Below are 22,126 nucleotides of genomic sequence, written 5' to 3'. Positions count from 1 at the left end.
ATGACCCCCGTTCCCTCGCGTAGCCGCCGTCGGAGCCTCGTCTCGGGGCCGGTGAGAGCGGCCCGTCGCCTCGGTGAGATCCGCCGCGCACAGCTGATCACCACCTACGGCGTCGGTGCCATGATCGCGGTCGACAACGAGTCCTTCCTCGTCCGCGGCATCGACTCCTGGGATATTTCCCAGGCCCCGATCGTCGTGGAGCCGCGGCTGTCCGACCAGTTGCATGTGAACGAGTTCCGGCTGCCGCCCGCGCCCGACCCGGACCGGGCGAGGGACGGCGTTCGGGCAGTGCGCTTCCCCGAGTGGTACTCCTGCCCGCGCTGCAACGCCCTGCAGCCCTTCCGAAAGTTCAACTCCCCTGCGGGAAAGGCCGAATGCTCGACCTGCCAGGAGAGCCTGGTGCCGTCGCGTTTCGTAATGGCCTGCGCAAACGGGCACTTGGAGGACTTCCCCTATTGGAAGTGGGTCCATCGCGGCGGCGAGCGGACCGAAGTCACCTCCTGCGCCGGAGAGTTGACCCTCACGTCGACCGGGTCGACCGCCTCACTCCGCTCCGTGCTGATCGCCTGTTCCTGCGGCGCCTCCGCATCGATGGAGGGGTCGTTCCGTCGCCAGGCCCTGAAGGAGTTGGGTATCCGCTGTGGAGGGCGGTCCCCTTGGCTGAAGGACGCACCGACAGAGGCATGCACCGAGCAACCGCGTACCTTGCAGCGCGGCTCCTCGTCCGTCTGGTTCCCGGTCGCGCACTCGGCATTGTCCATCCCCCCGTGGAGCGAGGGTCACGCAAAACTCGCCGCCCGCCTATACAGCAAGTTGAAGGACGAGAACGCCGAGGCCATTCGTACCTACCTACGCATCGAGAAGGTTCTGGCGCGCCACCCCTCCTACGATCCCGACGAGGTCGTCGCGCTGATCCGGCAGCGACGCGCGGCGGAGGACGCGACCACGCAAACGGGGGAACGGACGGAGGCATTGTCGGAGGAGCTCGGTTCGGCACGTACGACGCTCTATCGGGACGAGTACCGCAGCCTCACCGTTGCGCATTCCGAGAACGCAGACGAGGAACAGGACTTCGTCTGCGAGCCCCCCGTCGATCCGACCGGGCCCGTACTGGACTCGCACGGCCTGGCACAGGTGATGCTCGTGAAGCGCCTGCGCGAGGTTCGGGCGCTCCAGTCGTTCACCCGGATCGAGGAGCCCAGTCCGGCCGTACTGCCTCGACATGCGCCGATCTCGAACGTGCGGCCGAGCTGGCTTCCCGCCATCGAGGTCCGGGGCGAGGGGGTGTTCCTGCGACTGGACGCTGATCGACTCCGGGATTGGGAACATTTGTCCGGCCCGGTCGAACGGGCGAGTCGGGTGCGCGAGAACCACGACAGACTGCTGCGCAGTCGCGGCACCGGCTCGGATCGGCCGATGCCCCGGTCCCACGCCACTCCGCGCTTCCTGCTCCTGCACACGCTGGCTCATGTCCTGATCAACGAGTGGAGCCTGGATGCCGGCTATCCGGCGGCCGCACTTCGCGAGCGTTTGTACGTGGACGACGAGATGGCAGGCGTCCTGATCTACACCGCGACCAACGACTCGGCGGGCAGTCTGGGCGGCATCGTCGCCCAGGGCGAGCCGGACCGGTTGGACCGCTCGCTCCGGTCGGCTCTGCATCGAGCCGGCTGGTGCTCGAACGATCCGCTGTGCGCGGAGACCGAGGCGGGTGGCGCGGACGGTCTCAACCTCGCGGCCTGCCACGCCTGTGTACTGCTGCCCGAGACCAGCTGCGAGAACAACAACATCCTGCTCGACCGGGCGGCGCTGGTCGGAGCGCTCGACGGGTCCGCACCGGGCTACTTCTGATCGGGGGAGGGCGTGGGGGCCCTACAGCAGATGCTGTGGGGCCCCCACACCATGCCCCGGACCGGATCCGGTCGCAGCCAGTGCTCTCAGGCCAGCTGCTTGATCAGCTCGTCGGCGAGCAGGCCGGAGGAGGCCGGGTTCTGACCGGTGATCAGGCTGCCGTCGACGACCACGTGCGGGGTCCAGGGGGCGGCGGTGTCGACGGTGAGGCCGGCTTCGGTGAGGCGGGACTCCAGCAGCCACTTGGCGCGGTCGGCGAGGCCGGCGAGGGTCTCCTCCTCGTCGGTGAAGGCGGCGACGCGGCGCCCCGCGAAGGTGTTCCGGCCGGTCTGGTCGACGGCGGCGAGCAGCGCGGCGGAGCCGTGGCAGACCACGGCGAGGGGCTTGGCGGAGGCCAGGGCGAGGGTGAGCAGACGTCCGGAGTCGGCGTCGGCGGAGAGGTCCTCCATCGGGCCGTGGCCGCCGGGGTAGAGGACGGCGTCCCAGTCGGCGAGGTCGACGTCGGCGATGGCGAGCGGGTGCTGGAGTTCGGTCATGGCGGCGAGCGTGTCGGCGACCTCGCGGGCCTGCTCGGCACCACCGTTCGCACCGGGCTCCAGGCTGCCCCGGTCGACCGGCGGGACGACGCCGCCCGGGGTGGCGACGGCGATCTCGTGGCCGGCGTCGCGCAGCGCGCGGTAGGGGGTGGCGACCTCCTCGGCCCAGTAGCCGGTGGGGTGCGGGGTGCCGTCCTTCAGGGTCCAGTGGTCGGCGCCGGTCATCACGAACAGGATCTTCGACATGTCACGTTCCTTGAACGGGTCGGGGTGCGTCACGGTACGGATCGACCGTAGACCGGCCGAGCCATCGGTTGCCAATGGCAGCACCGATGGCTGCCATCGACATTCCGATGGCTGGCGCGGCCACACCGCCGGTACGCTCGTCAGATGAACGATCACGCCCGCGTCGGCGTCAGGGTCAGCGTCCGAGTCCCACCGACCCAACGAACTCCACGCACTCGGTGAACTCGGTGAACTCGGTGAACTCGGTGCAGGATCACGCCCTCGCACCCGGCGGCCAGCCGGACCTCAACCAGCTGCGCACCTTCCTCGCGGTGTACCGCCTGGGCTCGTTCACGGCCGCGGCCCGGCAGCTGGGGCTGTCGCAGTCGACGGTGACGGCGCAGGTCCGGTCCCTGGAGCAGCGCCAGGGGCGAGAGTTGTTCGAGCGGCAGGCGCGCGGGGCGGCGGCGCTGCCTGCCGCGGACGAGCTGGCCGCGCGGGTCGCGGAGCCGCTGGACCGGCTGGCCGGCGCGGCGGACGAGCACCCTCCCGCGGAGCCGGTGCACCTGGCCGGCCCGGCCGAGCTGATCGGCACCGTGCTGCTCGCCGCCCTCGCGCCGCTGGTCGCGGACGGGGTGCGACTGCGGGTGTCCGCCGGGCTGACGGATCCGCTGCTGGCGGAGCTGCGCGCCGGCCGCCACGACCTGGTGGTGGCGACCCGGCGACCGACCGGCCGGGCGCTGCTCGCGGAGCCGCTGGCGGACGAGGAGTTCGTGCTGGTCGCCGCCCCGGACTGGCCGGCCAGCCCCGGGCCCGTGGGTGCGGCCGCCGAGGAGCTGGCGGCGGCGCTGCCCCGGCTGCCGCTGGTCAGTTACGCGGACGACCTGCCGATCGTCCGCCGCTACTGGCGGCACGTGTTCGGGCGCCGCCTGCACGCCCGGGCCGCCGTGACGGTGCCCGACCTGCGCGCCGTCCGGGCTGCCGTGGTGGCGGGCGCGGGCTGGAGCGTGCTGCCCGAGTACCTGTGCCGGGCGGAGCTGGCGTCCGGCGCGCTCGTCCCGCTGCACCTGCCGGACGATCCGCCGATCAACACCGCCTACCTGGTGCACCGTCCGGACCCGGCGCCGAACCCGCACCTGGCGGTCGTCCGGGAGCGTCTGCTGGCCGCCGCCCGCGCCTGGTGAACCTGGTCGACCAAGTGAGTGACCAAGTGAGTAGGGGTCAGGCGCGCAGGGCCGCCCGCCGGTCGAGCACGCCGAGCGCGAACTCGCCCCAGCGCAGGTTCTCGCGCTCGAACTCCATGCCGCGCAGCAGGGTGAGGTAGGGGCCGACCCGTTCGGCCTCGTTGAGGTGCTGCTCCTCGGTGCGGCCGTCCAGCAGGCGGTGGCGCAGGCGTTCGTAGCGGGCGAGTTTGCCGCGCGCCCATTCCATTCGTTCGATGATCGCGGTGCGGACGGCCGCGGCGTCGCCGGCGTCCAGGCTCTGCACCTTGACCAGCAGTTCGTCCCGGATGGTGCTGGGCCGGGCCGGCGGTTCGGCGGTGTAGGCGCGGACGGCGGCCAGGCCGGCCTCGGTGAGCGAGAACAGGCGCTTGTCGGGGCGCTTCTCCTGGCGGACGGTGCGGGCGCTGACCAGGCCGTCCGACGCCATCCGGTCCAGTTCGCGGTACAGCTGCTGCGGCGTCGCCGCCCAGAAGTTCGCCACCGAGGCGTGGAAGCCCTTGGCGAGGTCGTACCCGGAGGCTTCGCCCTCCAGCAGGGCGGCCATCAGCGCGTTCCGCAGTGCCATGCCGCTCAAGCTAGCACCGACCTGGTCAACTCTGCGACTGGCTGAAGGTGGTCGTGAAACGCTGGACAGCAAGCAAGGACGGGCCGATACTCCCGGGTACACCTAGTCAATTCTGTGACTATCCAGGAGACCCGCCATGCACCCGTTCCGCCAGGCCGTCGAGGCCCGTGACGAGCAGGCCGTGATCGCCCTGCTCGCCGACGACGTCGTGTTCAGCAGCCCCGTCGCGTTCAAGCCGTACCCGGGCAAGCCGATCACGGCCGCGATCCTGCGCGCGGTGCTGCGGGTCTTCGAGGACTTCCGGTACGAGCGGGAGATCGCCGACCCGGGCGGCCGCGACCACGCGCTGGTGTTCCGGGCGACGGTCGACGGTCGTGAGGTGCACGGCTGCGACTTCCTGCACTTCGACGAGGACGGGCTGATCGACGAGTTCACCGTGATGGTCCGGCCGCTGTCGGCCGCCCACGCGCTGGCGGAGGCGATGGGCGCCCAGTTCGACCGGATCACCGCCGAGGCGACTGCGGAGACCCTCGCCGCCGACGCGCAGTAGCACGTCGACTCACCAGTGGCGGGTCGAGGCGCCGTCAATCCCCGTCCCGGACAGGTCGAATGACCTTGTCTGTACAAGATGGGGACAAGCTGGGCGGACTTGTCCGAACAACTCAAGGCGTTCGTTTGACGTACGCCGGTCAGTCACGAGCGGGCCGCCGGGCGGTACCCCGGGCGCGCTGTCCTGAGGGGCACCGCCCACCCACCCCTCACCCGCAGAGGCGATTCACCCATGGCTGAACTGAATCGGCGCCGTTTCCTCCAACTGGCCGGCGCGAGCGTCGCGTTCTCCTCGCTGGCTCCCAGCATCGCGCGGGCCGCGTCGATCGCCCCGCAGGGCACGACGGGCACCATCCAGGATGTCGAGCACATCGTGGTGCTGATGCAGGAGAACCGCTCCTTCGACCACTACTTCGGCTCGATGAAGGGCGTCCGCGGCTTCGGCGACCCGCGTCCGGTGACGCTGCCCAGCGGAAAGCCGGTCTGGTACCAGACCAACAGCGCGAAGAAGGAGATCCTGCCGTTCCGGCCGCAGGTCAACGACCTCGGCATGCAGTTCGTCCAGGACCTGAACCACGACTGGGCGGGCGGCCACAAGGCGTTCAACAACGGCAAGTACGACCAGTGGGTGCCCGCCAAGACGGCCACCACGATGGCGTACCTGACCCGCCAGGACATCCCGTTCCACTACGCGCTCGCCGACGCCTTCACCCTCTGCGACGCCTACCACTGTTCGTTCATCGGCTCCACCGACCCGAACCGCTACTACATGTGGACCGGCTACACCGGCAACGACGCCACCGGCGGCGGCCCGGTGCTCGGCAACCAGGAGGCGGGCTACTCCTGGACCACCTACCCTGAGCGGCTGGAGGCCGCGGGCGTGTCCTGGAAGATCTACCAGGACATCGGCGACGGTCTGAACGCGGCCGGCTCCTGGGGCTGGATCAGCGACCCCTACCGCGGCAACTACGGCGACAACTCGCTGCTCTACTTCAACAACTACCGCAACGCGCAGCCCGGTTCGGCGCTCTACGAGAAGGCCCGCACCGGCACGAACGCGAAGGCCGGCGAAGGGCTGTTCGACAAGCTGCGCGCCGACGTGCAGGCCGGGACGCTGCCCAAGATCTCCTGGATCGCCGCCCCCGAGGCGTACACCGAGCACCCCAACTGGCCGGCCAACTACGGCGCCTGGTACGTCTCGCAGGTGCTGGACGCGCTCACCTCCAACCCGGACGTGTGGGCCCGCACCGCGCTGTTCATCACCTACGACGAGAACGACGGCTTCTTCGACCACGTGGTGCCGCCGTTCCCGCCGTCCTCCGCCGGCCAGGGCCTGTCCACCGTCGCCACGGGCGCCGACTGGTTCGCGGGCAACGCGAGTTACGCGGCCGGGCCGTACGGCCTCGGGCAGCGGGTGCCGATGATCGTGGTGTCGCCGTGGAGCACCGGCGGCTACAGTTGCTCGGAGACCTTCGACCACACCTCGATCATCCGCTTCATGGAGCAGCGCTTCGGCGTCATGGAGCCGCACATCTCGCCCTGGCGGCGCGCCATTTGCGGCGACCTCACCTCGGCCTTCGACTTCACCGCGTCGAACGCCGCCCCCGCTTCGCTGCCGTCCACCGCGGCCTACAAGCCGGCCGACGGCAATCGGCACGCCGACTACGTGCCGACCCCGCCCGCGACCGGCTCCATGCCGAAGCAGGAGGCCGGCGCCAAGCCCACCCGTCCGCTCAAGTACGCGCCCTACGTGGACGGTTCGGCCGACGTGTCGACCGGCAAGTACGCGCTGACGTTCAGCGGCGGCGCGGCCGCGGGCGCCCAGTTCCTGATCACCTCGGCGAACCGCACCGACGGCCCGTGGACGTACACCGCCGAGGCCGGCAAGTCCGTCTCCGACGCCTGGAACACCACGTACTCCAAGGGCGTCACCGACCTCACCGTGTTCGGCCCGAACGGGTTCCTGCGCCGCTTCCGCAACCCCGGCAAGACCGCGGGCCCGGAGGTCACCGCCCGCCACAACGCCGCCACCGGCAACCTGGACCTGACCTTCACCAACCCGGCCAGCGCCACCGCGGTCCTCACCGTCAGCAACGCCTACGCGGGCACGCCGCAGACCGTCACGGTCGCCCGCGGCGCCACCGTCAGCTTCACCGCGAACCTCTCCACCTGCCGGCACTGGTACGACCTGACCATCACCTCCGACCAGAGCGCCGACTTCGTCCGCCGCCTGGCCGGTCACGTCGAGACCGGCGCCCCGTCCCTCTCGGACCCGGGCATCGTCACCTACTGACCCGCCCGTCCACGCCACCCCCCCGGCCACCGCAACTCCCCCGGCCCGGACGCCCATCGGCGTCCGGGCCGGCTGCCGTCCGCGGCAACCCCGTTGCCATCGGCAGCACTTCATCGCTCGGGTCGGCGAACCCGGCTGGTTCGCATGCCCTTTGACACCAACCGCCCCAATGGTCTAGACCTAGGCTGAACGGTCGGAGAGGTGGAGGAACGGCGGCGATGCACACGGTGAGCTGTCCCGGCCACGGCCGCCACAACCACCGCGTTCCGAACGGCGGTTGAGATGCCTGCTGCCCTCGGTGCGGTCGGTCGCGACACCACCGCCGACGGATCCCCGGTCCGAACCGAACCCCTGCTCGGAGCCGATGCCGTCCGGGTGCGCCTCGCCGAACTCGACGCCGCGGCCCGCACCCAGCTGCTGGTGGTCGTCCCCGACGACCGTCCCGACCGGCAGCCGCCGGCCGAGGACGCGCTCGCCCGGGGCGTCGAGGTGCGCGCCCTGTACCTGGACTCGGCACGCGCCCACCGGCCCACCCTCGACCACGCGCAGCACCTCGTACGGCTCGGCGGGCAGGTGCGCACCGCGACCGCGCTGCCGATCCGGATGACCGTGGTGGACCGGCACACCGCCGTCCTCCCGCTCGACCCGGACCGGCCCGACACCGCCGCCGTGCTGCACGGCCGCGGCCCGGTCGCCGCGCTGTGCGCGCTGTTCGAGCAGCTGTGGCAGGGCGCCGCGCCGCTGAGCCACGCCCGGGGACGGGACGGCAACGGCATGACGGCGCAGCACTACGCGCTGCTGCGGATCCTCCGGTCGGGCGACACCGACGTGGTGGCGGCGCGAAAGCTCGGCGTCTCCGACCGGACCGTCAGACGGCTGACCGCAGAGGCCCTGGAGGTGCTGGGCGCCCGCAGCCGCTTCCAGGCCGGGGCCCGCGCCGCCGAGCGCGGCTGGCTGCACTGACTGCGGCGCAACGCCGGGCCACGGTCAGTACAGCCGGCCCCGCCCCGTCCGGCGGACCGAACGGGGCCGGGCAGCGGCCGCGCCTACTGCTCGCGCGGCGCCACGGCGTACCCGGCGGGCCGGGTGGTGAACGTGCCCCGGCCCTGCGTGCGACCGCGCAAGGCGCCCGCGTAGCCGAAGAGTTCGGCCAGCGGCACGGTCGCCGTCAGCACGGCGCTGCCGCCGCGCGGGTCGGAGCCCTGCACCCGGCCGCGCCGGGCGGCCAGGTCGCCGAGGACACCGCCGACGCTGTCCGGCGGGACGGTGGCGGTGACCTCCACGACGGGCTCCAGCAGCACCGGCCCGCCGCGCCGCAGCGCCTCGCGCAGGGCGAGCCGCCCGGCGGTGCGGAACGCCAGGTCGCTGGAGTCCTTGACGTGGGTCGACCCGTCGGTGAGGGTGACCCGGACCCCGGTGACCGGGTGGCCGAGCGGGCCGTCCGCCAGGGCGTCCCGGCAGCCCGCCTCGACGGCCTGCACGAACTCCTGCGGGACCCGCCCGCCGGTGACGGCGGAGCGGAACTCGAAGCCGTCCGTCCCGGGTTCGCCGAGCGGCGCGACGTCGACCACGATGTGCGCGAACTGCCCTGCGCCGCCGTCCTGTTTGACGTGCCGCAGGACCAGGCCGGCCACCGTGGCGGAGAGGGTCTCCCGGTAGGCGACCTTCGGCCGTCCGACGGTGACCTCCAGCCCGGCCCGGCGGAGCTTCTCCACCGCGACCTCGAGGTGCAGTTCGCCCATGCCGGACAGCACCCGCTGCCCGCTCTCCGGGTCGGTCCCGACCACCAGGGACGGGTCCTCCTCGGCCAGCCTGGCCAGCGCGGCCGCCAGCCGGTCGCTGTCGACCGAACGCCTGGCCTCGACCGCGACGGTCACCACCGGGTCGGCGGCGACCGCCGGTTCCAGCACCAGCGGCGCGCCCGGGGCGCACAGCGTGGCGCCGGCCTTGGCCGCCTTCGGCCCGACCACCGCGACGATGTCCCCGGCCACGGCCGTGTCGGTCTCGCTGTGCCGGTCGGCCTGCACCCGCAGGATCCGGCCGATCCGCTCGGTGCGGCCGGTGCGCGCGTCGAGCACGGTGTCCCCCTTCCGTAGCGTGCCGGAGTAGATGCGCAGGCTGCTGAGCCGCCCAGTGGTGCTCGCGGAGACCTTGAACACCAGCGCGGAGAAAGGCTGTTCGGGATCGGCGGCGCGTTCCAGCACGCCGCCGTCGAACTCCCCGCGCACCGACGGGACGTCCAGCGGGGACGGCAGGTACGCCGCCACCGCGTCCAGCAGCGGCTCGATGCCGCGGTTGCGGTACGCCGAACCGCAGAGCACCACCACGGCCTGCCCGTCGCCCGTGAGGTGACGCAGCGCACGGCGCAGGGTGCCGCCCGCCAGCGTGCCGGTGGCGCAGTACTCCTCCAGCGCGCCGGGGTGCAGCTCGGCGACGGCCTCCACCAGGGCGGCCCGCCGCCGACCCGCCTCGTCCGCCAACTCCGCCGGGACCTCGCCCACTTGTACGCCTTCGACGCCTTCGGGGCCGTCCGGCCAGGTCAGCGCGCGCAGCTCGACCAGGTCGACGACGCCGGTGAACCCGCTCTCCCGGCCGATCGGCAGCTGCACGGCCAGCGGCACCGGGTGCAGCTTCTCCCGGACGGACGCGACGGCGGCGTCCAGGTCCGCGCCGGGCCGGTCCATCTTGTTGACGAACGCGATCCGGGGCACCCCGTGCCGGTCGGCCTGCCGCCACACCGATTCGCTCTGCGGCTCGACGCCCGCCACCGCGTCGAACACCGCCACCGCGCCGTCCAGCACGCGCAGCGAGCGCTCGACCTCGTCGGCGAAGTCCACGTGGCCCGGGGTGTCGATCAGGTTCAGCAGGTGGCCGTCCCACCGGCAGCTGACCGCGGCGGCGGAGATCGTGATGCCGCGGTCGCGCTCCTGCGGGTCGAAGTCGGTGACGGTGGTGCCGTCGTGGACCTCGCCGCGCTTGTGCGTCGCGCCCGTCAGGAACAGCACGCGCTCGGTCACGGTGGTCTTCCCGGCGTCCACGTGGGCGAGGATGCCGAGGTTGCGGACCACGCCGATCGCGGTGGCGACAGCGGTGGTGGTGCTGGTGCTGGTGCTGGTGGTGATGAGGTCGGTGCGCATGGCCCGGGGCCCTTCGGGGTTCTTTCCTGGAATCGGCAGCGCGATTCACGGCGCCACGAGCCTCGGACCGTCCCTCCCCGCCCGATCTCACGGTCGGCGCGCACGCGCCCACCGGCGGCCCTCGAACGGGCCGGCGGGACGGGAAGGAAGGACGGGAGAGCTCGTGGTTCCTACCGGCACCGGCCGCGCAGCGGGCGCCGGCCTGCCGAGGACACCAGGATCACCTCGAACCGCGACGGGGGAACGACGACAGCGGTGCTGCGCACGGCCGGTCCCTCCCTCTCCACGTCACGGTGCGCCCGACGGCCATCCGGCCCGGGCGTCTTGCGGCGAGCCGAGTCTAGGCACGCCCGGCCGCCGCCGTCACCGGGATTTCCACTGTCGGACGTCAAACCTGGTTTTCTGCAGCGCTGTTGACTGTCAGTCACTACATGCGGCGGTGCGGCGGGCCCGACCTCCCGGCCTCAGACCTCCAGGCCGTGGCGCCTGATGTACCAGAAGTGGAAGCCGAACAGGCCGCCCAGCACCGCCAGCCACTGCAGGGTGTTCACCAGCGGGACCGCGCCGATCGGCAGCGTCAGCGCGAACGCCACCCGCACCAGGGCGTCCAGCGCGAAGCCGCAGCCCCACACCACGGTCAGCAGGCGCAGGTGACGGCGGAAGACCGCGTCGTACTGCCACTGGCCGGCCCAGGCGTCCGCGCCGACCGGGCCGATCTTCGCGGCCACCACCGAGCGGCCCGCCCCGAGCATGAACGGACGGCGGGTCAGCAGGCTGCCCAGCACCCACAGGCCGATCACGCCGAACACCCAGCTGTCACGCACCAGCAGCACCCGCGGGCTGCCGGTGACAACCGAGAGCAGCGCACCCACCGCGATCAGCACCAGCGCGAACACCGGCATCGGGTCCAACCGCCGGTTCCTGGCCAGGCCGTACAGCAGCCACGGCAGGGCGGCCAGGCCGCTCAGCGTGATCGCCGCCCACTGCCCGGCGCCCAGGCCCAGCAACACGTAATAGGCGGCCAACGGCACGCCCAGCTCGAACAGCAGCGACCGCAGCAACTGCCGCTTCCCGCGCGCCGCCCGCTCCTTCGGCGTCGCCCCGTCGCCCGCGTACGCCGCCCAGTCCACCCGCCCGTCCGCGCCGCGCGGCAGCTCCGCCCGGGCCGCCACCGCCTCCCCCACCGCTCCGGCCGACTCGGCCGTCGCCCCGGCCCCGGCCCCCGCTGCCCCGACCGCTTCCGCCCGCACCTGCTGTTCGCTCATCACTCTTCCCCCAGAATCCGATGCGCTTCCATGCAGACCTCCGCCGGACGGACCGCCCGGTCGAAGAGATCCGCCAACTCCCGTGCGCTGGTGGCCACGTCGAGTTCCGGCTCGCGCAGCACCCGCACCAGCACCGCGTCGATCGCCCCGCGGACCGCCGTCACCAGCACCCGGGCGTCGAACGGGCCGTACTCGCCGTCCTCCTGCGCCTTGCGGACCAACTGCTCCTGGAAGTCCATGACGGCCCGCCGACTCGCGGCGAACTGCCCCTCCGCGTCGTCCGCCTGACTGCCGAGGATCTCCACCAGCGCCGCCAGCTCCCGCGGATGCGCGGCCACCAGTTCGATGTTGGACTCGATGAAGGCCCGCATCCGCCCGCGCGGACCCAGTGCCGCGTCGATCCTCGGCAGCATGTACGCCTCGGCGACCCGCAGCACCTCCGCCACCACCTCGCGCAGCAGGTCGTCCTTGCCCTTGAAGTGGTAGGAGATCATCCCGGTACTGCTCAGGCCGGCCTGCTTGGCGATCCGCGCGAACGACGCCTTGGCGTACCCCGCCTCCGCGATCACCTCGATGGCGGCCGCCACGATCTGCTGCCGTCGCGCCGATTCGGTGAACGTGCGCCCCACCGAGCACCCCTCTCTGCTCGCCCGAGCCAGCTCTTGCTCGCCCGAGCAAGAAGATAGCCCTCTCTGCTCACCTGAGCAAGAATCTGGGCGAGCAAGCAACCGTCAGACGCCGCCCTCAGTGACGGCCCGTCAGCATCAGTGCAGGCCGGCCGTCTTGTCGGCGATCACCGGCGTCCCGACGCTGTCCCGGAGCGCCGCCGTCAGCGCGGCGAGACCCGGCCCCGGGGGCTCACCGGTCCCCGGCGTGAGCAGAACGGTCGTGGAGCCCGGCCCGCGCCAGGGACGGAGGACGATCCGCGCGCTGTGGGGCGGCGGCGGGCCGATCGGGTCGAACAGCGTCCAGGACGGCGGCTCCTGGGCGGCGGCGACGGCCGCCAGGCTCTCCTGCAAGGTGGTGAACGCGGGGCCGAACGCGGGTTCGAGGCCGGCGGCGGCAAAGGTCCGGCGCACCAGCTGGTGGAAGCCGGGGTTGTGCCGGTGCGGGGCGAGTCGCAGCGGAAGGCCTGCCAGGTCGGCCGGGCCGAGGTGCGGACGCGCGGCAAGCGGGTGGCGGGCCGGCAGTGCCACCACCAGCGGGTCCGTCCACACCGGCACGGCGTGCAACCCGGCCGCCCTGGCCTCCGCGGGTCCGACGCCGCGAACCAGCGCGGCGTCCAGCTCCCCGCTGCGCAGGGCCGCGATGCGGAGGGCTCGGGCGTCCTGTCGGACCGTCGTCCGCCAGTGCGGTGCGGCCTCCGCGAGGCGGTCCAGGGCCAGGTGCACCCGGGAGGCGAAGGCCCGGCTGCTGCCGAGCCGGATCGTCCGCGCGGTGTCGTCCGCCAGCAGGGCCGCCCGGTGCGTCAGGTCCCGGGCCGCCGCAAGCACTGCCTCTGCGTGCGGGAGCAGGCGTTCCCCGGCGGCGGTCAGCCGTACCCGCCGGGTGCTGCGGTCGAACAGGCTGGAGCCCAACTCCCTTTCGAGCCGGCCGATCTGCTGGCTCACGGCGGAAGGCACCACGTGCAGCCGTTCGGCCGCGCGCCCGAAGCCGCCCTCCTCGACGATGGCCACCAGGTACTCCAGTTGCCGCAGTTCCACGCCCGCCCCCGCTCCCGCTCGGCCGCCCCGGCCGGGCCCCTCGTCCGTTCACTCCGGGTGATCCCACCCTTCGTGAACTGCCGCTTGGACAGCGGCTGTTCCCGCGGTGGACTGGGGCCATGACTGCATTCACGGTTCCCCTGGTCGTCCGGCCCGAGCAGGTCGAGGCTGTCGGGTTGCCCGGTGGTGGCGAGTTCCGGCTCCTGGAGGACTCACTGCGCACGGCCGGGCTGTTCGGTGCGAACACGCTGCGGCTGCCCGCCGGCGCGGACGGGACGCGTCCGCACCACCACCGCCGGTCCACCGAGCTGTTCCACGTCCTGGCGGGAACCATGGAGTTCCTGCTGGACGGCCACCTGGTGCCCGTCCCGGTCGGCGGGCTGGTGGTGGTGCCGCCGGGCGCGGTGCACGCGTTCGGGGCGTCGGCGGCGGGCCCGGCATCGTTCCTGGCGGTGCTCACCCCGGGCGTCGAACGCTTCGGGTACTTCCGGCGGTTGGGGCGGATCGCCCGCGGCGAGGCCGACTGGTCGGCCATGGACGGGCAGCACGAGCGGTTCGACGTGCACCTGGACGGCGGGCCGGCCTGGCGCTGAAGCCGTCCGTCGGGGCCGGACGAGGACCGGACCCGGACGGACGGCTTCAGCGGCCGGGGGGAGGCGCCGCTACGGCAGCCGGCCCTCCCGGATGACGCGGGCGTACCAGTGGGCGCTGTCCTTGAGGGTGCGGCGCTGGCTGGCGAAGTCGACGTGGATGATGCCGAACCGCTTGCTGTAGCCGTAGGCCCACTCGTAGTTGTCGAGCAGGGACCACAGGAAGTAGCCCTGGACGGGGGCCCCGTCGGCGATGGCGCGGTGGACGGCGCCGAGGTGGCCGTGCAGGTAGTCGATCCGCTCGGGGTCGTGGACGGCGCCGCTGGGGTCGGTGTAGTCCTCGTAGGCGGCGCCGTTCTCGGTGACCAGCAGCGGGACGCCGGGGAGGTCGTCGCGCAGGCGGGTGAGGAGTTCGTACAGGCCGTCGGCGTCGACCGGCCAGCCCATCGCGGTGCGGGTGCCGGCGGCGGGCAGGAAGCGGATGCCGTGGTCGGCGGGCCAGGGGCTGTCGCCCTGGTGGCCGTCCCCGCGGGGGCCGTCCGGGTCGCCGTCGGTCTGCTCGGCGGCGACCACGGTCGGGGTGTAGTAGTTGATGCCCAGGGAGTCGATCGGGCGGGAGATCTCGGCCAGGTCGCCGTCGTGGACGAAGGACCAGTCGGTGACGTCGGCGGTGTCGGCGAGCACGTCCTGCGGGTAGCGGCCGTGGAACACCGGGTCGAGGAAGATCCGGTTGGCCAGGCCGTCGATCCGGCGGGCGGCGTCCAGGTCGGCGGGGTCGGTGCTGAGCGGTCGGACGGCGGCCAGGTTGAGGGTCAGCGAGACCTGGGCGGTGTCCGGGAGCTCGGTGCGCAGCGCGGCGGTGCCGAGGCCGTGGGCGAGCAGCAGGTGGTGGTGGGCGGTGAGGGCGGCCCGGTGGTCGGTGCGGCCGGGGGCGTGGACGCCGTTGCCGTAGCCGAGGAAGGCGCTGCACCAGGGCTCGTTGAGGGTGGTCCAGGTCGGGACGCGGTCGCCGAGGCGCTGGGCGGCGATGGTCGCGTACTCGGCGAACCGGTACGCGGTGTCGCGGTTGGTCCAGCCGCCCTCGTCCTCGAGCTCCTGCGGCAGGTCCCAGTGGTAGAGGGTGGCGACGGGGGTGATGCCGGCGCCGAGGAGCTCGTCCACCAGGCGGTCGTAGAAGTCGAGTCCGGCCCGGTTGGCGGGGCCGCGGCCGCCGGGCTGCACGCGCGGCCAGGAGAGCGAGAACCGGTAGGCGCCGAGGCCGAGTTCGGTCATCAGCGCGACGTCGTCGCGGTAGCGGTGGTAGTGGTCGGCGGCGATGTCGCCGGTGTCGCCGTTGCGGACGGCCCCGGGCCGGCGGCTGAAGGTGTCCCAGATGGAGGGGGTGCGGCCGTCCTCGGCTGCGGCGCCCTCGATCTGGTAGGCGGCGGTGGCGGCGCCCCAGAGGAAGCCGGCCGGGAAGCGGGCGGGCACGGCGGGGGCGGCCTGGGGTAGCGTGTCGACGGTCATGTCGCCTTCCGGATAGCGGAGTTGAGGGTTGGTCGGCCGTGGCCTCGGAGGTCGGCCCGTGGCGGCGGGGCAGCGGGTACGGCCGCCCACGAGCGGTGGCCGGCGGGCGGCGCCGGGGCCCGGTCAGCCCTTGACGGCGCCCTGCATGATGCCGCCGACGATCTGTCGCCCGAGCAGCGCGAACACCACCAGGACGGGCAGGGTGCCGAGCAGCGTGCCGGCCATCACCACGGACTGGTCGGGCACGTAGCCCTGCCCGAGCGACTTCAACGCGACCTGGACGGTGGGGTTCTGGGAGCTGAGGGCGACGATCGGCCAGAAGAAGTCGTTCCAGGTCGCCATGAAGGTGAGCATGCCGAGCACGGCCATGCCGGGGCGGGCGACGGGCAGCACGATGGAGCGGAAGATCCGCAGCAGCGAGGCGCCGTCCACCCGGCCGGCCTCGACGAGTTCGTCGGGCAGCGCCTGCACCAGGTACTGGCGCATGAAGAACACGCCGAACGCGGAGACCAGCGAGGGCAGGATCACCGAGGGCAGCTTGTTCTGCAGGTCGAGCTTGACGATCACCATGAACAGCGGGATCACGCCGAGCTGCGGCGGGATCATCATGGTGCCGACGGTGAGCGCGAGCAGCGCCCGCCGGCCCCTGAACTGCAGCTTGGCGAAGGCGAATCCGGCGAGCGTGGAGGAGAGCACCACGCCCGCGGTGACCACGCTGGACACGATCAGCGAGTTGATCAGCGCGGTGCCGATGGCGGCCTGGTCGAGCGCCTCGCCGAGGTTGTGGAACAGGTTCGGCCCGGGGGTCAGCGCCGGGGTGGCGGCGCTGAGTTCGGAGTTGGAGCGGCTGGCGGCGACCAGCGTCCAATAGAACGGGAACACCGCGAGCAGGGTGGCGCCGATCAGCACGGCGTAGGCGAGCGGACCGCCGTGCAGCGGGGAGCGCGCCTTGCGGACCGAACTGCGGGCCGCGGCCAGGGGCTTGTCGAGAACGTGGGTCATCGGGTCACCGGTCCGTGCGGTTGCGGCGGGCGGCGATCGCCGCGTTGAGCAGGGCGAGTACGACGATCAGCAGGAACATCACCCAGGCCACGGCGGCGGCCCGGCCGAGGTGGAAGAACGTCCAGCCCTGCTCGTACAGGTACAGGCCGAGGGTCTGGTACTGGTGCGAGATGCCGCCACCGGAGTTGCCCTCGTACAGCAGGGGTTCGCCGAACAGCTGGGTGGCGCCGATGGTGGAGACGACCACGGTGAAGACGATGGTGGGGCGCAGCCCCGGAATGGTGACGTGCCGGAACTGCTGCCAGCGGGAGGCGCCGTCGACGGCCGCGGACTCGTACAGCTCGCCCGGGATGGACTGCATGCCGGCCAGGTAGATCAGCGCGTTGTAGCCGGTCCAGCGCCAGGTGACGATGGCGGAGACGCCGAACTGCGAGGCCCAGGTGCTGGCCTGCCAGTCGACCGGGTGGATGCGCAGGCTGCTCAGCGTCCAGTTGATCAACCCGTAGTCGCGGCCGAAGAGTTGCGCGAACACCAGGGTGGCGGCGGCGACCGAGGTGGCGTACGGCATCAGCATCGCGACCCGGAAGAAGGTGCGGCCGCGCAGCCGGTAGTTGAGCAGGTGGGCCAGGCCCAGGGCGATCAGCAGCTGCGGGACGGTGGAGAGCACGCCGATGGTGAAGGTGTTGCGCAGCGCGTTCCAGAAGAACGGGTCGTCGAGCAGCCTGGTGTAGTTCTGCAGCCCGAGCCAGTCCATCTGTTCGGAGGTCTGCAGTTCGACCCGGTGCAGCGACACGTACGCGGTGTAAAGCAGGGGGAACAGGCCGAACGCGGCGAACAGCACGAAGAACGGGGCGAGGAAGCCGTACGGGGCGAGCCGGCGACGGGTGCGGCCGGCCGGCCCGGCGGACTTGGCGGCGGGCAGCCGGGCGGTGGAGCTGAGGGCCATGGGCGGGGTCCTTCGACGGGGCGCCCGGCCCGCCGGGTGAGCGGCGGGCCGGTGCGCGTGAGGTGACGGGTCGTCAGTTGCCGTTGGCCTTCTTGACGTTGTCCAGCGCGTGCTTCCAGGCGGTGTCCGGCGCGGTGTTGGTGCGCTCCACCTCGCCGAGGGCGTCGGTGAACGCCTTGCCGATCACGCCGTCGTCGGTGCCGAGCACCTGCGCGGGCATCGCCTTCGCGGACTCGCTGAAGATCTGACCGATCGGGGCGTTGTTGAAGTACGGGTCCTTGACGTCCTTGATGGCTTCCTGGGCGCCGGTGGAGGACGGGAAGGAGCCCTGCTTGGTGAACAGGGTGGCCTGCTGCTCCTTGGCGTTCAGCCACTTGATCAGCTCGGCGGCCTCCTTGGGGTGCTTGGCGGTGCGCGGGATCGCCAGGTAGGAGCCGCCCCAGTTGCCGGTCTTGCCGGGGCCGGCCGCGATGTCCCACTTGCCGGTGGCGCCCTCGCCGGCCTGGCCCTTGATGTAGCCGATCATCCAGGCGGGGCAGGACAGGGTGGCGAACTTGCCGGTGGTGAACGCCTTGTTCCACTCCGGCGTCCACTGGGCGAGCTTGGCGGACAGGCCGTCGGCGACCAGCTTGGTGGCGTCGGCCCAGGCGGTCTGCACGGCCGGGCTGCTGTCGTACACGGCCTTGCCGGACTCGTCGGAGTAGCGGACCTTCTGCTGGCCGACCTCGGCGGTGAACATGCCGGCGGCGCTGTCGGTCCAGGCGTTTCCGGCCTCGGCCTTGGCGGCGTACTGCTTGCCGAGGTCGAGGTAGCCCTGCCAGGTCGACCACTTGGCGGCGAGCTCGGTGCGGTCGGTGGGCAGGCCCGCGGCCTTGAACAGGTCGGTGCGGTAGCAGATCGCCTCCGGGCCGATGTCGGTGCCCGCGCCGAGCACCTTGCCGTCCGCGGTCTTGATCGCGGCGCCCTTCCAGTCGACCAGGCCGTCGTTGACGTCGCCGATGCCGAGCGTCTTGAGGTCGGTGAACTTGTCGGCCTGCTTCTTCACCACGCTGGCCACCCGGCCGACCTCCAGGCCCTGGATGTCGGCGAGGCCGCCGCCGCCCGCGAGCTTGGTCTGCAGGGCCTGCCAGTACTGGCCCTCGTCCTGGGTGTCGGTCTGCTTGATGGTGACGTTCGGGTGGAGCTTCATGTACTCGTCGTACAGCCCGGCCTCCTTGAACCCGAAGGTGCCGAACAGGTCCACCGTGAGGGTCACCTTGCCGTCGGCGGAGTCCTTGGACCCGGTGCCGCCGGAGCTGCTGCAGGCGGTGAGCAGGAGCGCGGTGGCGAGGACGGTGCTGCCCAGGGCAGCGGTGGAGCGGCGGACTCTCGGGGTAGCCATGCGAATGCCTCCAGGGCGGGGCGGGAGCGTGGGTGGAGTGCAGAAGGAAGCTGGTGCCGATCGGCGGGGCGCCCAGTTTCTGAGAGCGCTCTCAACCGATGTCGAGAGAGTGCCGGGCCAGAAGTTCGCCCGTCAAGCCCTCGAAACCTGAACGTAATCTCCCGATGACAAGGACCAGGTCATTCGACTTCTGAACGCAACAGTCTCCGCCCGGGCAGTTGACACCCCTTCAGGCCCGCCATTACGGTCCGCTGGCTGAGAGCGCTCTCATCCTCACCCGCCCGCCCCCCACTCGAGGTGGACACGATCATGAAGCTCCGCTCCCTGCGCGGCCCCACGGCCGCCCTGACCACGCTGGCGCTGGCCGCCGCGGCGACCCTGACCGCCGCACTCGGCGCAGGCACCGCCTCCGCCGCCACCGTCCGGGTCGGCCTCGGCGGATACACCGACTCCCGCCCCGCCGGCACGGTCGGCCCCACCAACTCCGACGGCGCGCCCGTCGCCCCCAAGGTCACCGCGCGGATGGCCGGCCAGGCCGCCCCCACCAACGACTGGTGGTCCTCGCTGATCTACCAGCGCTACGCGGGCAACCCGTACTCTGAGAACCTGTACGCGCACCCGATGACCTTCAAGGCGCAGGCCGCGGGCCTGGAGGTCGGCTACCCCACCACGCCGACCGTCACCTCCGACGGCCGGCAGTACGACTACACCCACACCCGGGACCTCACCCTGGGCGTGGCCGGCCTGAACTCCCCCGACACCAAGGTCGACGGCTGGTCGGACTGGACCGTCACCCCGTACTGGGCGGACGGCTCGCACACCTTCAGCGCCACCGTCGGACACGGCCTGCCGTACGTGTACGCGCACGCCACCGGCGGCGCCGCCCAGGTCACCACCGCCTCGGCGCCCACCGTGTTCGCCAGCCAGGGCAACGTCCTCGGCATCACCGTGGCCGGCCACAACTACGGCCTGTTCGCGCCCACCGGCAGCAGCTGGAGCGTCAGCGGCAGCACCGTGACGGCGAACCTCGGCAGCAAGGACTACTACTCGGTCGCGCTGCTGCCCTCCACCGCCGACCTCGCGCTGTTCCGCACGTACGCCTACAACTTCGTCACCGACACCAGGGTCGGCTGGACCTACGACGAGGCCGCGGGCAGGCTCACCACCACCTTCACCGCCACCACCGCCGCCCAGGAGGGCACCGGCACCGGCACCCTGCTGGCGCTCTACCCGCAGCAGTGGCAGGCCACCCCGGACGCGCTGACCGCCCTGACGTACACCTCCCCGCGCGGCACCATGAAGATCCGCCAGGGCTCCTCGTTCAGCACCGTGCAGTCCGTCACCGGCGTGCTCCCCTCGCTGCCCGACGTCGGCGCGTACGACCGCGCCGCGCTCGACGGCTACCTCCACCAGGTCGCCGACGCGAGCGACCCGTTCAACGCCGCCACCGACACCTACTGGACCGGCAAGGCGCTCGGCCGTCTCGCCCAACTCGTGCCCGTAGCGGACCAGTTGGGTGACACCGCGGTGCGCGACAAGATGCTCGGCCTGATGAAGGGCAAGCTGCAGACCTGGTTCGCCGGCACCGGCTCACCCGGCTTCGCCTACGACTCCACCTGGAAGACCCTGATCGGCTACCCGGCCTCCTACGGCACCGACGCCGAACTCAACGACCACCACTTCCACTACGGCTACTTCGTGCAGGCCGCCGCCACCGTCGCCCGCTACGACACCGCCTGGGCCGCCGACGCCCAGTGGGGCGGCATGGTCAAGCTGCTCGCCAAGGACGCCGCCAACACCGACCGCACCGACGCCCGGTTCCCCTGGCTCCGCAACTTCGACCCCTACGAGGGCCACGGCTGGGCCTCCGGCCACGCCGGGTTCGCGGCCGGCAACAACGAGGAGTCCTCCTCCGAGTCGCTGAACTTCAGCGCCGGCCTGCTGCTGTACGGCGCCGCCACCGGCGACACCGCGCTGCGCGACCTCGGCGTCTACCTGTACACCACCGAGGCCAACGCCGTTCAGCAGTACTGGTTCGACGCCGACCACCAGGTCTTCCCGGCCAACTTCCAGCACCGCACCGTCGGCATGGTGTGGGGCTCCGGCGCCGCCTACTCCACCTGGTGGACCGCCGCGCCCGGCATGATCCACGGCATCAACTTCCTTCCCGTCACCTCCGGTTCGCTGTACCTGGCGCGCCGCAAGGACGACCTCGCCGCCAACCTGGCCGAGTTGAAGTCCGGCAACGGCGGCGTCTTCACCGACTGGCGCGACCTGCTGTGGGAGGCCGAGGCGCTGACCGACCCGGCCGCCGCCAAGGCCGACTGGGACGCCGGGAACGCCGGCTACACCCCGGAGGAGGGCGAGTCCAAGGCGCACACCTACGCCTGGATCTACGACCTCGCCACGCTCGGCACCCTGGACCCGGCGACCACCGCCGACACCCCGACCGCGGCGGTGTTCGCCAACGGCTCCACCCGCACCCACGTGGCGCACAACTACACCACCGCCGCCCGCACCGTGCACTTCTCCGACGGCTACGCGCTGACCGTCCCGGCCCGCTCCACCGCCTCCGAGCGCGGCACCAAGCCGGACGGCGGCACCGGCGGCACGTCCTCCTCCCCCACCCCCTCCCCGTCCGCCTCCACCTCGGCCTCGCCGTCCGCCTCGCCGTCCCCGTCGGCCAGTGCGAGCGTGCCGCAGACCCGGGCCAACACCCTCTACCTGCAGCCCGGCGGCACCCTCACCACCGCCTACGGCAGCGGCGCGACCAGCAGCACCGTCCCGTCCGGCGGCGGCGCCAACCACGACGGGACCCCCTACCAGCCGCTGACCTACACCGCCGGCCACCTCACCGGCACCCTGCGCGCCGGCGGCAGCACCGACTTCGACCTCTACGTGGACGCCGGCGCCACCGTCGCCCTGGCCCAACAGGCCCGCGTCTCCTACGACTTCAACGGCGACGGCACGTACGACCGGACCGAGACCTACCGCTACTTCGCCACCGACCCGGTGCCCGGCTGGGAGCGTTACGGCGCCACCGCCTCCGGCCTGCAGTCCAGCACGGGCGCCGCGCTCACCAACCTGAGCAACGCCACCGTCCGCGTGGAGATCTGGCCGGCCCTCGGCAGCGCCCCCGCCCAGCTCCGCACCGGTGCGACCCAGGCCCAGGGCAACGCGTCCGTCCTGCGGATCCCGTTCGACTGATCCGACCCGCACCGAACGCCGCCGGGGCCCGCCGACAGGGGCCCCGGCGGTTCCGCGTTCCGGCCGGGCTGGGCCAGGTGGGGCCCGGCCCCGGAGGGGGAAAGCGGGAAGGGGACGGCTGCCCGCACGGCGGCCGCCCGGCCCCGA

At 72.3% G+C, this 22,126-nt stretch carries 17 protein-coding genes; 7 read left to right on the top strand and 10 right to left on the bottom strand.

Annotated elements, in window-relative coordinates:
• Nucleotides 1-1,851, top strand: coding sequence for a DUF1998 domain-containing protein (gene drmB, locus BX266_RS26415; protein WP_099903772.1), 1,851 nt, complete (start codon nt 1-3; stop codon nt 1,849-1,851).
• An 86-nt stretch (nt 1,852-1,937) separates the two neighbouring features.
• Here the strand turns inward: drmB and BX266_RS26410 are convergent, their stop codons facing one another.
• The gene (locus tag BX266_RS26410; RefSeq protein WP_099903770.1) at nt 1,938-2,633 is read right to left on the bottom strand and encodes a type 1 glutamine amidotransferase domain-containing protein; all 696 of its coding nucleotides are present in this window, start codon (nt 2,631-2,633) and stop codon (nt 1,938-1,940) included.
• A 245-nt stretch (nt 2,634-2,878) separates the two neighbouring features.
• Between BX266_RS26410 and BX266_RS26405 the strand changes: the two genes are divergently transcribed.
• Entirely contained in the window at nt 2,879-3,796 is a 918-nt protein-coding gene (locus BX266_RS26405; protein WP_259464857.1) for a LysR family transcriptional regulator, read from the top strand.
• Between the two features lie 37 nt (nt 3,797-3,833).
• On the opposite strand, the gene BX266_RS26400 is transcribed toward BX266_RS26405, so the two are convergent.
• Nucleotides 3,834-4,400 (bottom strand): PadR family transcriptional regulator, encoded by a 567-nt coding sequence (locus tag BX266_RS26400; RefSeq protein WP_099903766.1) that lies wholly within the window; start codon nt 4,398-4,400, stop codon nt 3,834-3,836.
• A gap of 136 nt (nt 4,401-4,536) precedes the next feature.
• Between BX266_RS26400 and BX266_RS26395 the strand changes: the two genes are divergently transcribed.
• The 3 genes from BX266_RS26395 to BX266_RS26385 all read left to right on the top strand — a co-directional run bounded on the left by BX266_RS26395 (nt 4,537) and on the right by BX266_RS26385 (nt 8,205).
• Entirely contained in the window at nt 4,537-4,950 is a 414-nt protein-coding gene (locus BX266_RS26395; protein WP_099903764.1) for a nuclear transport factor 2 family protein, read from the top strand.
• Between the two features lie 231 nt (nt 4,951-5,181).
• Nucleotides 5,182-7,242 (top strand): phosphocholine-specific phospholipase C, encoded by a 2,061-nt coding sequence (locus BX266_RS26390; protein WP_099903762.1) that lies wholly within the window; start codon nt 5,182-5,184, stop codon nt 7,240-7,242.
• A gap of 282 nt (nt 7,243-7,524) precedes the next feature.
• Nucleotides 7,525-8,205, top strand: a complete 681-nt coding sequence (locus tag BX266_RS26385; RefSeq protein ID WP_099903760.1) for a hypothetical protein — start codon at nt 7,525-7,527, stop codon at nt 8,203-8,205.
• Nucleotides 8,206-8,288: 83 nt separating this feature from the next.
• On the opposite strand, the gene fusA is transcribed toward BX266_RS26385, so the two are convergent.
• The 4 genes from fusA to BX266_RS26360 form a co-directional block, all read right to left on the bottom strand.
• Entirely contained in the window at nt 8,289-10,379 is a 2,091-nt protein-coding gene (gene fusA / locus BX266_RS26380) for an elongation factor G (protein WP_099903758.1), read from the bottom strand.
• Nucleotides 10,380-10,843: 464 nt separating this feature from the next.
• Complete coding sequence (locus BX266_RS26375) at nt 10,844-11,644, bottom strand: VC0807 family protein (protein ID WP_259464856.1); 801 nt, start codon at nt 11,642-11,644, stop codon at nt 10,844-10,846.
• Complete coding sequence (locus BX266_RS26365; RefSeq protein WP_099903756.1) at nt 11,644-12,273, bottom strand: TetR/AcrR family transcriptional regulator; 630 nt, start codon at nt 12,271-12,273, stop codon at nt 11,644-11,646. Before BX266_RS26365 ends, BX266_RS26375 begins: the two co-directional genes overlap by 1 nt.
• Nucleotides 12,274-12,408: 135 nt before the next feature.
• Nucleotides 12,409-13,347, bottom strand: coding sequence for a LysR family transcriptional regulator (locus BX266_RS26360; RefSeq protein WP_099903754.1), 939 nt, complete (start codon nt 13,345-13,347; stop codon nt 12,409-12,411).
• 119 nt (nt 13,348-13,466) lie between these two features.
• On the opposite strand from BX266_RS26360, the gene BX266_RS26355 reads away from it, so the two are divergent.
• Nucleotides 13,467-13,940, top strand: coding sequence for a cupin domain-containing protein (locus BX266_RS26355; protein WP_099903752.1), 474 nt, complete (start codon nt 13,467-13,469; stop codon nt 13,938-13,940).
• Nucleotides 13,941-14,009: 69 nt separating this feature from the next.
• Here the strand turns inward: BX266_RS26355 and BX266_RS26350 are convergent, their stop codons facing one another.
• The 4 genes from BX266_RS26350 to BX266_RS26335 form a co-directional block, all read right to left on the bottom strand.
• Nucleotides 14,010-15,443: a GH1 family beta-glucosidase gene (locus tag BX266_RS26350; RefSeq protein ID WP_099903750.1), complete on the bottom strand. Its 1,434-nt coding sequence runs from the start codon at nt 15,441-15,443 to the stop codon at nt 14,010-14,012.
• Between the two features lie 123 nt (nt 15,444-15,566).
• The gene (locus BX266_RS26345; RefSeq protein WP_099903748.1) at nt 15,567-16,445 is read right to left on the bottom strand and encodes a carbohydrate ABC transporter permease; all 879 of its coding nucleotides are present in this window, start codon (nt 16,443-16,445) and stop codon (nt 15,567-15,569) included.
• Nucleotides 16,446-16,449: 4 nt separating this feature from the next.
• Complete coding sequence (locus tag BX266_RS26340; protein ID WP_099903746.1) at nt 16,450-17,391, bottom strand: carbohydrate ABC transporter permease; 942 nt, start codon at nt 17,389-17,391, stop codon at nt 16,450-16,452.
• Nucleotides 17,392-17,464: 73 nt separating this feature from the next.
• A complete protein-coding gene (locus tag BX266_RS26335; RefSeq protein ID WP_099903744.1) occupies nt 17,465-18,772 on the bottom strand; it encodes an ABC transporter substrate-binding protein in 1,308 nt (435 codons plus the stop codon).
• 309 nt (nt 18,773-19,081) lie between these two features.
• Between BX266_RS26335 and BX266_RS26330 the strand changes: the two genes are divergently transcribed.
• A complete protein-coding gene (locus BX266_RS26330; RefSeq protein ID WP_099903742.1) occupies nt 19,082-21,979 on the top strand; it encodes a glycosyl hydrolase in 2,898 nt (965 codons plus the stop codon).
• Nucleotides 21,980-22,126: the final 147 nt, after the last annotated feature.

Source organism: Streptomyces sp. TLI_171 (assembly GCF_003610255.1).
Taxonomy (GTDB): domain Bacteria; phylum Actinomycetota; class Actinomycetes; order Streptomycetales; family Streptomycetaceae; genus Kitasatospora.
The sequence above is the reverse complement of the archived record's forward strand: the minus strand, read 5'-3'. Positions and strand labels throughout refer to the sequence as shown.

Coding starts and splice junctions, on each gene's coding strand:
- drmB (WP_099903772.1), top strand. CDS start 1: ATGACCCCCGTTCCCTCGCGTAGCCGCCGTCGGAGCCTCGTCTCGGGG.
- BX266_RS26410 (WP_099903770.1), bottom strand. CDS start 2,633: ATGTCGAAGATCCTGTTCGTGATGACCGGCGCCGACCACTGGACCCTG.
- BX266_RS26400 (WP_099903766.1), bottom strand. CDS start 4,400: ATGGCACTGCGGAACGCGCTGATGGCCGCCCTGCTGGAGGGCGAAGCC.
- BX266_RS26395 (WP_099903764.1), top strand. CDS start 4,537: ATGCACCCGTTCCGCCAGGCCGTCGAGGCCCGTGACGAGCAGGCCGTG.
- BX266_RS26390 (WP_099903762.1), top strand. CDS start 5,182: ATGGCTGAACTGAATCGGCGCCGTTTCCTCCAACTGGCCGGCGCGAGC.
- BX266_RS26385 (WP_099903760.1), top strand. CDS start 7,525: ATGCCTGCTGCCCTCGGTGCGGTCGGTCGCGACACCACCGCCGACGGA.
- fusA (WP_099903758.1), bottom strand. CDS start 10,379: ATGCGCACCGACCTCATCACCACCAGCACCAGCACCAGCACCACCACC.
- BX266_RS26375 (WP_259464856.1), bottom strand. CDS start 11,644: ATGAGCGAACAGCAGGTGCGGGCGGAAGCGGTCGGGGCAGCGGGGGCC.
- BX266_RS26355 (WP_099903752.1), top strand. CDS start 13,467: ATGACTGCATTCACGGTTCCCCTGGTCGTCCGGCCCGAGCAGGTCGAG.
- BX266_RS26350 (WP_099903750.1), bottom strand. CDS start 15,443: ATGACCGTCGACACGCTACCCCAGGCCGCCCCCGCCGTGCCCGCCCGC.
- BX266_RS26345 (WP_099903748.1), bottom strand. CDS start 16,445: ATGACCCACGTTCTCGACAAGCCCCTGGCCGCGGCCCGCAGTTCGGTC.
- BX266_RS26340 (WP_099903746.1), bottom strand. CDS start 17,391: ATGGCCCTCAGCTCCACCGCCCGGCTGCCCGCCGCCAAGTCCGCCGGG.
- BX266_RS26335 (WP_099903744.1), bottom strand. CDS start 18,772: ATGGCTACCCCGAGAGTCCGCCGCTCCACCGCTGCCCTGGGCAGCACC.
- BX266_RS26330 (WP_099903742.1), top strand. CDS start 19,082: ATGAAGCTCCGCTCCCTGCGCGGCCCCACGGCCGCCCTGACCACGCTG.